This is a genomic window from Streptomyces sp. NBC_00984 (genome assembly GCF_045162475.1).
Classification (GTDB): domain Bacteria; phylum Actinomycetota; class Actinomycetes; order Streptomycetales; family Streptomycetaceae; genus Streptomyces.
Map to the genome: position 1 here is coordinate 3,704,020 of NZ_CP108734.1, position 13,395 is coordinate 3,717,414.

The following is a 13,395-nucleotide window of genomic DNA, read 5'->3' on the forward strand; positions in this document are numbered from 1 at the left end:
GGTCAGGCCTCCGTTCCGGTGCTCTCGGCAGCCGGAGCGGCAGCGGCGGGAGCCTCGGCCTTGGGGGCCTCGGCAGCCGGAGCCGACTGCTGCTGCGGCTTGCGACCGCGACCGCCACGCTCGCCACCGCGGCCACCACGGCCGGCCGGGCGGTCAGCGCCGCCACGGGCCGGGCGGTTGCCGGCGCGGGCAGCGGCGTTCTCGGCGCGGACCTCGGCGATGTTCTTGACGTCGCCCTTGTAGATCCAGACCTTCACGCCGATGCGGCCGAAGGTCGTCTTGGCCTCGAAGAAGCCGTAGTCGACGTTCGCGCGGAGCGTGTGCAGGGGCACACGGCCCTCGCGGTAGAACTCCGAGCGGGACATCTCGGCGCCGCCGAGGCGGCCACCGCACTGGATCTTGATGCCCTTGGCGCCGGCCTTCATCGAGCTCTGCATGCTCTTGCGCATGGCACGACGGAAGGAGACGCGGGAGGAGAGCTGCTCGGCGACGGCCTGGGCCACCAGCTGAGCGTCCACCTCGGGGTTCTTGACCTCGAGGATGTTCAGCTGGACCTGCTTGCCGGTCAGCTTCTCCAGCTCGCCACGGATGCGGTCGGCCTCGGCGCCACGGCGACCGATGACGATGCCCGGACGGGCGGTGTGGATGTCAACGCGGACGCGGTCGCGGGTGCGCTCGATCTCGACCTTCGAGATGCCGGCCCGCTCCATGCCCTTCGTCATCATGCGACGAATGGCGACGTCTTCCTTGACGTAGTCCTTGTACAGCTTGTCGGCGTACCAACGGGACTTGAAGTCCGTGGTAATGCCGAGCCGGAACCCGTGCGGGTTTACCTTCTGGCCCATTACCGGGTTCCTTCCTTGCTGCTGACGACCACGGTGATGTGGCTGGTCCGCTTACGGATCCGGTAGGCACGGCCCTGAGCACGCGGACGGAACCGCTTCAGGGTCGGACCCTCGTCCACAAACGCCTCGCTGATGACCAGCGAAGAGGCGTCGGGGTGGTCGTAGTTGTGTGCGGCGTTGGCAATGGCGCTGTCCAGCACCTTGCCAACCGGCACGCTCGCGGCCTGCGGGGCGAAACGCAGGACCGCCTGAGCCTCCGTGGCATCCATGCCACGGATGAGGTCCACCACGCGGCGGGCCTTCATGGGCGTGACGCGGATGTACCGCGCCTGGGCCCTGGCTTCCATGGTTGTCCCTTCGGTGTGAGTCATAGTCGTTTCCACCCCGCGCTAGCGGCGCTTCGACTTCCGGTCGTCCTTGACGTGGCCGCGGAAGGTGCGAGTCGGCGAGAACTCGCCGAGCTTGTGGCCGACCATCGACTCGGTGACGAACACCGGGACGTGGATCTTGCCGTTGTGCACCGCGATGGTGTGACCCAGCATGGCCGGGATGATCATCGAGCGACGGGACCAGGTCTTGATGACGTTCTTGGTGCCTGCCTCGTTCTGTACGTCCACCTTCTTGATGAGGTGGCCGTCGACGAAGGGCCCCTTCTTGAGACTGCGCGGCATCTAAACCCGCTCCTAGCGCTTCTTGTTCGTCTTGCGGCGGCGGACGATGTACTTGTTCGATGCCTTCTTCGGCGAACGAGTACGACCCTCCTTCTGACCCCACGGCGAGACCGGGTGGCGACCACCGGAGGTCTTGCCTTCACCACCACCGTGCGGGTGGTCAACCGGGTTCATCGCGACACCGCGGACGGTCGGGCGAACACCCTTCCAGCGCATGCGGCCGGCCTTGCCCCAGTTGATGTTCGACTGCTCGGCGTTGCCGACCTCACCGATGGTGGCACGGCAGCGGGCGTCGACCAGACGGATCTCACCCGACGGCATACGAAGGTGGGCCATGGTGCCCTCCTTCGCCAGCAGCTGCACGGAGGCACCCGCGGAACGGGCGAACTTCGCGCCGCCGCCGGGCCGCAGCTCGATGGCGTGGATGGTCGTACCGACCGGGATGTTGCGCAGCGCCAGGTTGTTGCCGGGCTTGATGTCGGCGGCCGGGCCGTTCTCGACACGGTCGCCCTGCGTCAGGCCACGCGGCGCGATGATGTAGCGCTTCTCGCCGTCCGCGTAGTGCAGGAGCGCGATGCGCGCGGTGCGGTTCGGGTCGTACTCGATGTGCGCGACCTTGGCCGGCACGCCGTCCTTGTCGTGACGACGGAAGTCGATCACTCGGAAGGCGCGCTTGTGGCCACCGCCCTGGTGGCGAACGGTCACACGACCGGCGTTGTTACGGCCGCCCTTGCTGTGCAGGGGGCGGACCAGCGACTTCTCCGGCGTGGACCGCGTGATCTCGACAAAGTCGGCGACGCTGGAGCCACGACGGCCCGGGGTCGTCGGCTTGTACTTGCGGATACCCATTTCTCAGTCCTCGTCCGATTCCGGACGACTCGACCTCCGTCAGGAGGTCGGGCCGCCGAAGATGTCGATACGGTCGCCCTCGGCGAGGGTCACGATGGCGCGCTTGGTGTCAGCGCGCTTGCCGAAACCGGTCTTGGTGCGCTTGCGCTTACCCTGCCGGTTGATCGTGTTGACCCCGGTGACCTTGACCGAGAAGACCGCTTCCACGGCCTGCTTGATCTGGGTCTTGTTGGAGCCGGGCGCGACGATGAACGTGTACTTGTTCTCGTCGAGCAGCGCGTAGCTCTTCTCGGACACGACCGGCTTGACGAGAACGTCGCGCGGGTCCGAGTAGGTCTTGCTGGTAACGGTCGCCTCGCTCATCAGGCGTCGCTCCCTTCGGTCTCAGCGGTCTGGGGGCCAGACACGAAGGACTCGAGGGCGGCCTGGGTGAAGACCACGTCGTCAGAGACGATCACGTCGTACGTGTTCAGCTGGCCCGGCTCCAGGATGTGCACCTGGGGCAGGTTGCGGGCGGACAGCCACGCGGCCTCGTCGGCACGGTCGACGACCAGGAGCAGGTTCTTGCGCTCCGAGATCTTGCCGAACAGCGTCTTGGCGGCCTTCGTGGAGACTGCACCGTCGACCACGCCGGTGACGACGTGGATGCGGGAGTGGCGTGCCCGGTCGGAGAGGGCACCGCGCAGGGCGGCCGCCTTCATCTTCTTCGGGGTCCGCTGCGAGTAGTCACGCGGCTGCGGGCCGTGGACGACGCCACCGCCGGCGAACTGCGGCGCACGGGTCGAACCCTGGCGCGCGCGGCCGGTGCCCTTCTGGCGGTACGGCTTGCGGCCACCACCACGGACTTCGCCGCGGGTCTTGGTCTTGTGCGTGCCCTGACGGGCAGCTGCCAGCTGTGCGACAACGACCTGGTGGATCAGCGGAACGCTGGTCTTCGCGTCGAAGATCTCCGCGGGGAGCTCGACGGTACCGGCCTTGTCGCCTGCCGGCGAAAGGATGTCAATGGTGCTCATTACCTCAAGCCCCCTTGGCCGCGGTACGGACCAGGACGAGGCCGCCGTTCGGACCGGGGACTGCGCCCTTGATGAGGAGCAGACCCTTCTCCGCGTCAACCGCGTGGATGGTCAGGTTCTGGGTGGTGACACGCTCGTTGCCCATGCGACCCGCCATGCGCATGCCCTTGAAGACACGGCCGGGGGTGGCACAGCCACCGATGGAGCCAGGCATACGGTGCACACGGTGGGCACCGTGGGACGCCTTGCCACCCTTGAAGTTGTGACGCTTCATCACACCGGCGAAGCCCTTGCCCTTGCTCTTGCCCGTGACGTCGACCTTGACGCCGGACTCGAACACCTCGGCAGTGACTTCCTGGCCCAGCGTGTACTCGCTGGCGTCAGGGGTGCGGAGCTCCACCAGGTGGCGGCGCGGGGTCACGTCGGCCTTGGCGAAGTGGCCCTTGAGGGGCTTGTTCACCTTGCGGGGGTCGATCTCGCCGAAGGCGATCTGGACTGCCTCGTAGCCGTCGTTGTCGTTCGTGCGGACCTGGGTGACGACGCAGGGCCCGGCCTTGACGACGGTCACCGGGACGACCCGGTTGTTCTCGTCCCAGACCTGGGTCATGCCGAGCTTCTCGCCCAGGACGCCCTTAATGTTCTTAGCCATCTCGCGCGTCACCTCAGAGCTTGATCTCGATGTCGACGCCGGCCGGCAGGTCGAGACGCATCAGCGAGTCAACCGTCTTCGGCGTGGGGTCGAGGATGTCGATGAGGCGCTTGTGCGTGCGCATCTCGAAGTGCTCGCGCGAGTCCTTGTACTTGTGCGGCGACTTGATGACGCAGTACACGTTCTTCTCAGTGGGCAGCGGCACCGGGCCTGCGACCGACGCACCAGTGCGGGTCACCGTCTCGACGATCTTCTTCGCCGAGGAGTCGATGACCTCGTGGTCGTAGGCCTTGAGCCGGATGCGGATCTTCTGTCCCGCCATGGCTACTAGTAGTCCTGTCTCTCGTAACGCTCTGGAACCCGGGGGCTCTCCTGACTCCACCTCCGACCCACGCGGTCGGGCGTGTCGCATCCCCTCTACGCAGATCTCCCGAAGGATTTCCCAACCAAGGGGGTGCGGGCCCGAGGACCGCAGGACCGGGGGCGAAACACCCACCGGGCGCCTGGCCGGTGCCCCACTGACGCTTCCCGGAAGATTCCCGTACGTCCGACCCGCGAGGGATCGACGAGTACTGTGGGACTCGCTTCCGGTCCTCCCGGCGGGAGGCGCGCAGCATTGACACTCAGCCGAGCAACCTGGTCAGTGTGCCATACGGGGCGTGAGCCTGGCCAATCGGGCGGAGGATCTTACCCCCCGTGCTCGCTCGGTCAAACGCGGGCGCGCAGCGGGAGCCGTGCCGGGCGCCGCTCATCGTAATTCGGTCGAGTGTCGTACGGCCCCGCCCCTACAGTGACCGGCCGGGCAAACCGTCGTCACCAGGGGCATCGATCATGCGTACGCACTATCCGCGCACCGCGCATCTGCCCTGGTCCCCCGGAGCCACCTCGGACGACGTACGGATCGCGGACCTCTCCGCGCTGACCGGCCGCGAGGTCGTCGTCACCGAGAAGCTGGACGGCGAGAACACCACGCTCTACGCCGACGGGCTCCACGCCCGCTCCCTCGACTCCGCGCACCACCCCTCGCGGGGCTGGGTGAAGGCGCTCCAGGGGCGGGTCGGGGCGCGTATCCCCGACGGGTGGCGGGTCTGCGGCGAGAACATGTTCGCGCGCCACTCGATCCCGTACGACGGCCTGGAGAGCTTCTTCTACGGCTTCTCCGTCTGGGACGGGGAGCGCTGCCTGGGCTGGGACCGGACCGTGGCGTTCCTGCGGGGACTGGGGATACCGGTGCCGCCCGTGCTGTGGCGCGGCGTCCTCGACGCCCGTGCCGAGAAGCTGCTGCGGGCGCTGAAGCCCGACACCGGACGGCAGGAGGGGTACGTCGTCCGGCCCGTGGACGGCTTCGGCGCACCGGACTTCGGGCGCCTGGTGGCCAAGTGGGTGCGGCCAGGCCACGTGCAGACCGATACGCACTGGATGCACGCCGCCGTCGTGGAGAACGGGCTCGGCCCGGCCGCCGCCCTGTGGGCCGTACGGTCCGGAGCGCCGGTCGACGCGGCGGCCCTGGCCACCGCCACGGGCACGGACGCGGGAGACGCCGGGGCCGCCCGCGCGATGGGCGACGCCCTCGACGCACTGGGCCGGACGGGCGAGGACCGGCTGACCGGGGTGCTCGCCGCGCTGCTGCACCGTTCCCGCCGCACCGGACTCGTGCCCGCGCTGGTACCGGCGCTGGGGATGCCGCTCGCCCGCCGCGTCGCGGACCTCGTCGGACTGCACCCCGCGCTGCACCGCCCGTACCCGGACGAGGAGCGCCGCACCGGGCTGGTCCGGATGTCGTTCGCCGCCGATCTGCCACTGCTGCACGCGCTGGCCGCCACGGTGGCGGACACCACCGGGGCGCGCGAGCAGGTGGAGTGGTCGGCGCTGCACGCGGAGGGCCTGGCGGAACCGGCCGGGCTGCGGGAGGCCTTCGCGGGGCTGGACCCGGAGAGCGCCGACCGCTGCTGGGCGCAGGCCCGTGAGGCGTATGCCCTGGGCCGGGTCACCACCGCCGAGGAGGCGGTCGCCGCGACCTGGCGCTGGCGGGCCGGGGACTTCCCGCGCCTGGTCCATCTGGTCGGCCCGTCCGGCAGCGGCAAGAGCACCTTCGGGCGTGCGCTGCCCGGCGTCGACACCTACCTCTCACTCGACGATCTGCGCCTGGCCCGGGGTTCGCGCGCCGATCAGAAGGCCAACGGGGACGTGCTGCGCGAGGGGCTCGACCGGCTGGACGCGGCGCTCACGGCGGGCTCCACGGTCGTCTGGGACGCCACCTCGCTCAACGCGCACCAGCGCTCCCTGGTGCACGCGGTCGCCCGGCGCAGGGACGCGCTGCTCACCCACGCCGTGGCCCTGGTCGGCGAGGCGGAGCTGATCCGCCGCAACGGACGTCGCAGCCACCCCGTGCCGGCCGAGGTACTGACCTCGCAGCTGCACAGATTCGTGCCCCCGTACCCCGGCCAGGCGCACCGCACCTGGTACATCGGCGCGAGCGGAACCGTGGAGGACAGGGCGTAGGGCCTTCCGTCTGGATCAGGCCGGATCAGGGAGCGGGGTCCGGTGCCGTGAATCGCAAGGCGGAGGAGGGAGTCGATGGGGTCTCCCCTGCTCGAGCGGAGTCGAGAGCTTGGGGAAGGAGCCATGGCGAGTGACGACAACGCCGCGAGGCGTGGCACCGGGGCACGCGAGCCCGGCATGATCCAGACGGAAGGCCCTGAATGCGTACCAGCGAGGAGATCTACCACCGGGTCCGCTGGGACGCCCGGTTCGATCCGGCGCGCTTCGTACTGGGCGTGGCGCAGCGCGGGACCGTGCCCAAGCGGGTGCCGCTGCCCCGCTTCACGCCCGGCGGGGACATCCCCTGGCACCGGGTGCTGTTCTTCGAGGCGGACGGTGAGCTGGTGTGGGACCGGTCCTCGGGCGTGGACCGGATCGACGCGACGGACGCCGGGCGGGTGCGCGCCCCGCGCCGGCTGCCGTCCCCGTACTTCGTCTCCCGCACGCCGCACGCGTTCTCGGTGTCCGATGCCGCCTGGACGCCCGTGCCCGAGGACGCACCGGCGCCCGCCCCGGCCTCCGGCCCCCTGACACTGCTGACCTGGAACACCCTCTGGGACCGCTACGACAGCGACCGCATCGACACCGCCCGGCGCCGGCCGCTCCTGCTCGACGCCCTGCGCGCCGCGGACGCCGATGTCATCGCGCTCCAGGAGGCCGAACCCGCCCTGCTCGCGCTGCTGTTGGCGGCGCCCTGGGTCCGCGGGGGCTACACGCTCTGGGCCGACCCGGCCGGCCGGGATGTCGCCGACTGCGGTCTGCTGCTGCTCAGCAGGGTCCCGGTGCGCGAGGCGGGTCTGCACGCTCTCGGCCCGCACAAGGCGGTCGCGGCCGTCGTCGTGGAGACCGCGGAAGGACCGGTCACGGTCGCCGTCACCCATCTCAGCAGCGACCACTCGGCGAACGGCTCCGGTCGACGCGATGCCGAACTGACCGATCTGGCAACGGGGTTGGCGGCGGTCGAGGGCGATGTGGCGCTGCTCGGCGACTTCAACGACGGCGGGGACACCCCACAGGACCGGCTGGGGATGACGGACGCCTGGAGCCGGGTGCACGGCGCGGACGACCGGACGCCCACCTTCGACCCGTCGGTCAACCCGCTGGCCGCCGTCTCCTCCCTGACCGGGCGGGTGTCCCGGCTGGACCGGGTGCTGGTCCGCTCGGAGCGGCTGCGGCCCGTCTCGGCGGTGCTGCTGGGCGACGTGCCGACGCCGGACGGGCTGTACGTCTCGGACCACTTCGGGGTGCGGGTGGAGCTGGCCGCCGACGCTGCGGAGGAGGTCCGTACGGACGCCGCGGAGGAGGCGTGCGCGGCCGATGCCGTGCGCCGGGTGGCCGCCGCCCTGCCCGAAGGGCGCGTCCACCTGGCCGGCTCGCGGCGGATGGGCTGTGCGCTGCCCGGCGCGGACGTGGACCTGGTCGCGGCGCTGCCCGGTGCCGTGGATCCGCCGGGGGTACGGGAGCGGCTGGCCGCGGCCCTGCCGGACGCCGTCGGCCTGCGCGAGGTGACGGGTGCCCGCGTACCGGGGCTGCGCTTCTCGCTCGGCGGGCTCGGGGTGGACCTGGTGACCGTGGCGACGGGCGCCCTCCCCCCGGCCGAGGCGGTGGCCCGGCGCGCCGAGCTGGGCGAGGCGGCGGCCACGGCGCTCAGCGCGGTGAGCGACGCGGATGCCGTGCTCGTGGCGGCGGACCCGCACCGGGCGGCGTTCACCCGGCTCGCCCGCACGGTGAAGGCATGGGCGCGGGCGCGCGGCCTGGACTCCGCCCCGTGCGGCGGGCTGCCCGGCCTCGCCTGGTCCGTACTCGCGGCCCGTACCGCCCACGAGTCGGGCGACCTGCCACCGCTCCCCCTGCTCAGCAAGTTCTTCGCGACCTGGGCCACCTGGGACTGGGACCGCGCGGTCGACCCCGGCACGGCCGCCGGGACCGGTGGGCTCCCCGTCACCGTGCTGACCCCGACCGCCCCCGTCCGCTCCTGCACCGCACAGGTCTCCCCGGCCGGCCGCGACCTCCTCACCGAGGAGCTATTCCGCGCCTGGGAGATCCTGGAGTCCGCCGACGACACCGGCCCCGTACCGCAGCACACCCTGCTCCGCACCCCGCCGCCGCTGCACACGCAGCACACTGCCTGGGCCCTCGCCTCCGTACGGCCCGGCCCCGACGAGGGGCGGCTGCGCGGCCGCCTACTCGCCCTGGCCGCCGCCCTCGCGGAGGCGGGCGCCCCGGACTCCCGTATCTGGCCGCGCCCGCTCACCGCCGACGGCCTGGCGGGATACGTGATCGGCCTGGGCGCCACGCCGCCCGACGGGCACCGGCTTGCGGAGATCGGGGCGGAGATCCTGCGCGGCATCCCGGAAGCCACGTTGGCCCGGGTGGAACCGTCCGCTCTCCGGTCGGCCGGAGACCCGGCGTTCGCCCTCTGACGGATTGGTCGGCGTTCCTTCCCGTACCGACCCCTCCGCCCCAGGGCGGAGGACGGCATCCAGGACAGGATCTTCTGACAGCGGCGCGCCCCCGGTCCGGCATCAACCGGGCTCGGAGGCGCGAGTGCGTGTGGGATCAGTGCCCGGCGGCGTACGAGACGAAGCCCGCCCACGCACCTGAGGCGAAAGCGAGCCGGGCCCCCTGCGCGTTCTTGGAGTCGCGCACGAGCACCGCGCCCGGGGTGGACGCGACCTCGACGCAGTCACCTTCGTTGCCGTTGCTGCTGTAGCTGCTCTTGAACCAGGCCAGCTCAGAAACGTCCTGCGTGGAAGTCCTGCGGATCATGTCTCTCCCAGCACTTGCTCGATGAGGGCCAGAGTCTCCCGGGGCGTGAGAGCCTCGGCCCGGATGATGCCATACCGCAGTTCAAGGATACGGAGTTGCTTCGCGTCGGTCACCCGGCGCCCATTGAACGCCCCGTGCGAACGCCCCACCGCCGAACCGTCCTTGAACTTCAGCACTTCGATGTCCCCGTCCATGCCGGGATGCGCCTCGCGGCACGTAGGCATCACCTGGAGGGTGACATTGCGCAACTGTCCGATCTCCAGCAGACGTTCGAGTTGTCGCCGCCACTCCATTGTGCCTCCGATGGGCCGCCTGAGTGCCGACTCTTCTTGGACGAAACTGAGAGCAGGTCCGGGCGACCGCTCGAAGATCGACTGCCGCGCCATGCGCGCGGCTACCATCCGTTCCACCTCGTCCTGCGAGTACGAGGGCTGCCGAGCCTCGAACAGCGCCCGCGCGTGGCCCGGAGTCTGCAACAGCCCATGCAGGCCGTGCGCCACGTAGGCCGCAATCTCGACCGACTTCGCTTCCACGCCCGCCAGATCCCGTACCTTCTTCGGGTACCGGACCTCCGCCACGTCCTGCTTCATCGCCGCGAGCTTCCCGCCCGCGCCGAGCACCCGGTCCGCCCTGTCCAGGAACTCCGGCCGGGGGATTCGACGGCCGCCCTCCACCTTGTAGACCAGGTCCTCCCCGTACCCGATCGCGGACCCGAACTCGCCGGCCCGCAGCCCCGCCGCCTCCCGCCACGCCTTGATCTGGCGGCCCACTGCCGCGACCACCGCCACCCCCGACTCGTCATCGGGATCGACGTCCCAGCCCGGCTCGTCCGCCCCGGCGTCGCCGCGCTCCGTACCGGTCTCATCCACGCTCATCCGTGCCCCACTTCCGACGCGCTTGCCGTTCTTGGCCCAACCCCTGGTGTCCCCAGCACGTCACCCCGGACAGCCGGGACAGCACTGGACAAGCACGGGACAATCGCCGTACGTAAGGGGCTCGTTGCTGTTCACGGTACGCAGGCACGGCCACGCTGAGTGACGTGAACCAACACATCACCCGAACCGAACATTCCGCTCCCACCCGACAGTTCACCGTGTTGCTCTCCCCCACCCGCCGAGGCGCGCGGCTCGCCCGTCTCCTCGCCACGGCGCATCTGGGCAACTGGGGGATCGTCTGCGAACCGGCCGCGCACATCGTCGCCGAGCTGGCCACCAACGCCGCCGCCCACGGCCGCGTACCCGGGCGGGACTTCCAACTCGGCCTCACCGCCCACCGCGACGAGCTCCTGCGGATCGAGGTGACCGACACCCGGGGCGAGCAGCTGCCTCCCACGCCCGGTACCACGTCCGCCCCCGCCGACGACTCGGAATCCGGGCGCGGCCTGCTGATCGTCGAGGCACTCGCCGACCGGTGGGGCATCGATGTCGGGCCCGTCCCGCGCAAGACGATCTGGGCCGAACTCGACCTCGTACCGCGACCGCTCCACCGGGTCGCGGAAACCCACGACCCGGTGAGCCACGTCCTCGCGTTCCACGACGCATAAAGCTTTAAAGAACCTGGAGAAAATACCCTCCCCACCCAAACCCGACCCCGTCACTCACTCGGGTGACATGGGGCAACTGGGCTGGATTTCATACGGGTTGGCTGGCATATGCTCGCCGCGACAACTCCAGACACGCGACGGCCCCCGACCGAGATTCGCACTCTCAACCGGGGGCCTGACCACCGAGGAAGAAGACGCTTCCCGATGGATACCCCGCAGATTACCGCGCCCCCGTGCGCCCCGTCCCACGTACCCGGAGACGCCACACCGTCGTCCGGTGTCATCCACATCAACTTCCGGCATGCCGCAGGCTTCACCGTCATCGGCAACCACCTCGCCCAGCACCGCGGCCTCTCCCTCGCCGCGATCGGGCTCGCCGCCCACATCCAGTCAGGGCAAGAAAGGCGCGCGCAACACAGTCGAGTCCTATGTGGATGCCTTGAATTCACGCAACGCGGATGATCTGATCGAAGTGGGCGGCGTTCCTGACGACTCCCGGGCTCGCCGGGAAGCCGGTCGGATCCTCGCCGACAAGGGTGGTCGAGGACTCTCGATCACGGAGATTCAAATTGACCTCGACATGGGGCCGGATGCCGGATCGGCAAAGCTGACAGCGAAAGAGAAATCCGGCAAGACAGCACAGGACTCATTCAGCGTGGTGAGGGTGGACGGCACGTGGCACCTGACCATCTTCACTGACAGGCCGGTTCCGTCCGGCAAGGCGACATCGTCAACGGAGTAGCTGTACCCGATGTGCCGGAATCACCTCCCAGGGTGCCCGCCCTGGGAGGTGCGGCATGGCAGCCCCGCGCAGCGCGGCCTGACGACCGTCGGCCGCTCCGCCCTCAACGACAAACGCTGACGCCGCGCTGCGGTACCGCTCTCAGCCGAGCGGCCGGCCCTGCGCGTCCAGGATCGACCGCCACCGCTCCCGCACCGGCTCGGCCCACGCGGCCTCCGTGCCGAGCGCGTAGGCGATGAGGCCGTCGACGTGGTGCACCAGGCCTGCGAGAGATGCGAAGTCACGGTGCTGCTGGTGGGCGCGGAGCCCGAACTTCTCGATGCCGTACAGATGGCTCAGGACCCGGGACTTGAAGTCGGGAGCGAGGCGCGGGGTGTCACCGTCGACCAGAAGCCCGAGCACCGACCGGCGGGCGCCCGGCGGCACGATCCGGGTCTTGCGGGCGTTGACGGTGAATCGGTACGCCTGCACGGCGTGGCTGAGCTCCCTGAGCGCGGAGACGGCCGACGGCCGGGAGAAAGGGGTGCCTGCGGAGAAGACCATGTCGTCCGAGTAGCGGGTGTAGACGAGGCCGCGGCGGGCCGCGATGCCCGACAGACGCTCGTCCATGGCTCGGACCACAAGATTCGCGAGCACCCCGCTGGTAGGCGCCCCCTGCGGGAGCGACCCTCCCCAGCCGCCCTGATAGGCGGTGATCTTCGGGTAGCGGCCCTTGCGCACCGGGTCGACCTCGTCACGCCGGTCGTCCCAGGTGCAGAGCCGTGACAGTTCGTAAGCCACCAGTGGCTGATACCCCTGGGCGCGGAACACCTGGTGGACACGGCGCTCGCCGACCGAACCGAAGAAATCACTGATGTCGATCTTGATCAGCCACTGCGCACCGAGATGCCGACGGGCACAGTCGACCACCGAACGTCCCTTGACGTAGGCGAAAGCGTCCCGGTGCACGGGCAGCCGGCCGAGCAACTCGTGCAGGAGCCACCGCTGAGCGGTCATGAGTTCCAGATCGGGAACCAGTAGTTTCCGGGGACCCCGGTCGGCCTTGCCCGGCAGGTGAACCGGCTGGTAGCGGGCGCCGCGACGCTCGACCACGTGGCGAAGACTCCGGTACGGGATTCCGGTCAGGTGCGCCAGATGCCCCAACGTAACTATGGGCGGCAGGCCGCGCGCTCGCGCATCAGCGGACTGGCGGACAGCACGCTCAGCCGTGCGTGCGGAGCGCGGTTCCGGAACGGACCGGAGATAAAGGTGAGGGGAGGCGCTGACCATCTACCTTTACTTTCCTCCCGGCCCGACCGTCGCCGGTCACGCGGAAGTTGATTCACGGACGGCACCCACGGTGCCGCCCTGCCCCCGGGCTCTTGTGAAGGAGACCCGGTCGGCCGGTCCCGACGGAACCGGCGGTACTAGATCTCAGCGCCCCTCCCTGAGCGACACAGGGTAGTAGGGGGCATCACTGTCGTACAGTCCGGTGGCCACACATGAGCCACAACAACACCGGCCGGTAGAAGGCGGGTTGGCAGGACCCCGCTGTGCCCTGGCCGGCCTTCCTACGGCGTCTCCGAGCAGCAACCGGCCCGCGTCCGTCAGATGGCGGCGCCGGATCAGTTCGAGCTCGGCGGCGCGATCGAGCACCGCGCCCAGGGGCCAGGGCTCGTCGATCAACACCTGCGCCAGGCCTGTGTCGTGCCGCACTCCCTGAGCCAGGGCGTGCAGCAGCTTGCGCACAGCTGCGGCCGACGGGACCGGCGTCGGATTGAATTCGGGCACCTG

General features: G+C 70.1%; 16 protein-coding genes and 1 pseudogene. 5 read left to right on the forward strand and 12 right to left on the reverse strand.

Features of this window, described 5'->3' with window-relative positions; translation table 11 throughout:
• Positions 1 to 2: 2 nt before the first annotated feature.
• From rpsC to rpsJ, 8 genes are read right to left on the reverse strand one after another with little or no spacing between them, the layout of a single operon-like run.
• Positions 3 to 845, reverse strand: coding sequence for a 30S ribosomal protein S3 (rpsC, locus tag OG520_RS16105; protein WP_093540760.1), 843 nt, complete (start codon positions 843 to 845; stop codon positions 3 to 5).
• Positions 845 to 1,192: a 50S ribosomal protein L22 gene (gene rplV, locus OG520_RS16110; protein ID WP_073733141.1), complete on the reverse strand. Its 348-nt coding sequence runs from the start codon at positions 1,190 to 1,192 to the stop codon at positions 845 to 847. Before rplV ends, rpsC begins: the two co-directional genes overlap by 1 nt.
• A 42-nt stretch (positions 1,193 to 1,234) precedes the next feature.
• Positions 1,235 to 1,516: a 30S ribosomal protein S19 gene (gene rpsS, locus OG520_RS16115; RefSeq protein ID WP_023539342.1), complete on the reverse strand. Its 282-nt coding sequence runs from the start codon at positions 1,514 to 1,516 to the stop codon at positions 1,235 to 1,237.
• 12 nt (positions 1,517 to 1,528) lie between these two features.
• Positions 1,529 to 2,365 carry a 50S ribosomal protein L2 gene (gene rplB, locus OG520_RS16120; protein WP_266415473.1) on the reverse strand — a complete coding sequence of 279 codons (837 nt, stop codon included), beginning with the start codon at positions 2,363 to 2,365 and terminating at the stop codon, positions 1,529 to 1,531.
• A gap of 39 nt (positions 2,366 to 2,404) precedes the next feature.
• Positions 2,405 to 2,728, reverse strand: coding sequence for a 50S ribosomal protein L23 (rplW, locus tag OG520_RS16125; protein WP_014154589.1), 324 nt, complete (start codon positions 2,726 to 2,728; stop codon positions 2,405 to 2,407).
• A complete protein-coding gene (rplD, locus tag OG520_RS16130) occupies positions 2,728 to 3,378 on the reverse strand; it encodes a 50S ribosomal protein L4 (RefSeq protein WP_072485541.1) in 651 nt (216 codons plus the stop codon). The genes rplW and rplD overlap by 1 nt, the downstream gene beginning before the upstream one ends.
• Before the next feature lie 4 nt (positions 3,379 to 3,382).
• Positions 3,383 to 4,027 carry a 50S ribosomal protein L3 gene (gene rplC, locus OG520_RS16135; RefSeq protein WP_072485542.1) on the reverse strand — a complete coding sequence of 215 codons (645 nt, stop codon included), beginning with the start codon at positions 4,025 to 4,027 and terminating at the stop codon, positions 3,383 to 3,385.
• 13 nt (positions 4,028 to 4,040) lie between these two features.
• Positions 4,041 to 4,349: a 30S ribosomal protein S10 gene (gene rpsJ / locus OG520_RS16140; RefSeq protein ID WP_003948644.1), complete on the reverse strand. Its 309-nt coding sequence runs from the start codon at positions 4,347 to 4,349 to the stop codon at positions 4,041 to 4,043.
• A 509-nt stretch (positions 4,350 to 4,858) separates the two neighbouring features.
• On the opposite strand from rpsJ, the gene OG520_RS16145 reads away from it, so the two are divergent.
• Both OG520_RS16145 and OG520_RS16150 read left to right on the forward strand, forming a co-directional pair.
• Positions 4,859 to 6,529 carry an RNA ligase family protein gene (locus OG520_RS16145; protein WP_406013622.1) on the forward strand — a complete coding sequence of 557 codons (1,671 nt, stop codon included), beginning with the start codon at positions 4,859 to 4,861 and terminating at the stop codon, positions 6,527 to 6,529.
• Between the two features lie 200 nt (positions 6,530 to 6,729).
• On the forward strand, positions 6,730 to 8,991 hold the full coding sequence (locus OG520_RS16150; protein WP_406013623.1) for a poly(A) polymerase: 2,262 nt from the start codon (positions 6,730 to 6,732) through the stop codon (positions 8,989 to 8,991).
• Positions 8,992 to 9,127: 136 nt separating this feature from the next.
• On the opposite strand, the gene OG520_RS16155 is transcribed toward OG520_RS16150, so the two are convergent.
• Positions 9,128 to 9,337, reverse strand: coding sequence for a DUF397 domain-containing protein (locus tag OG520_RS16155; RefSeq protein WP_266415483.1), 210 nt, complete (start codon positions 9,335 to 9,337; stop codon positions 9,128 to 9,130).
• Entirely contained in the window at positions 9,334 to 10,212 is an 879-nt protein-coding gene (locus OG520_RS16160; RefSeq protein ID WP_406013624.1) for a helix-turn-helix domain-containing protein, read from the reverse strand. The genes OG520_RS16155 and OG520_RS16160 overlap by 4 nt, the downstream gene beginning before the upstream one ends.
• A 164-nt stretch (positions 10,213 to 10,376) precedes the next feature.
• Here OG520_RS16160 and OG520_RS16165 point away from each other — a divergent pair, with 164 nt between their 5' ends.
• The 3 genes and pseudogenes from OG520_RS16165 (at position 10,377) to OG520_RS16175 (ending at position 11,622) form a co-directional block, all read left to right on the forward strand.
• Positions 10,377 to 10,880 carry an ATP-binding protein gene (locus OG520_RS16165; protein WP_406013625.1) on the forward strand — a complete coding sequence of 168 codons (504 nt, stop codon included), beginning with the start codon at positions 10,377 to 10,379 and terminating at the stop codon, positions 10,878 to 10,880.
• Positions 10,881 to 11,084: 204 nt separating this feature from the next.
• Positions 11,085 to 11,273 (forward strand): annotated as a pseudogene (locus OG520_RS16170) (helix-turn-helix domain-containing protein); the annotation flags it as partial.
• Between the two features lie 46 nt (positions 11,274 to 11,319).
• Positions 11,320 to 11,622, forward strand: a complete 303-nt coding sequence (locus tag OG520_RS16175; RefSeq protein ID WP_406013626.1) for a hypothetical protein — start codon at positions 11,320 to 11,322, stop codon at positions 11,620 to 11,622.
• Between the two features lie 141 nt (positions 11,623 to 11,763).
• Here the strand turns inward: OG520_RS16175 and OG520_RS16180 are convergent, their stop codons facing one another.
• Both OG520_RS16180 and OG520_RS16185 read right to left on the reverse strand, forming a co-directional pair.
• Positions 11,764 to 12,714 (reverse strand): reverse transcriptase family protein, encoded by a 951-nt coding sequence (locus OG520_RS16180; protein ID WP_406013627.1) that lies wholly within the window; start codon positions 12,712 to 12,714, stop codon positions 11,764 to 11,766.
• 321 nt (positions 12,715 to 13,035) lie between these two features.
• Positions 13,036 to 13,392: a hypothetical protein gene (locus OG520_RS16185; protein ID WP_406013628.1), complete on the reverse strand. Its 357-nt coding sequence runs from the start codon at positions 13,390 to 13,392 to the stop codon at positions 13,036 to 13,038.
• Positions 13,393 to 13,395: the final 3 nt, after the last annotated feature.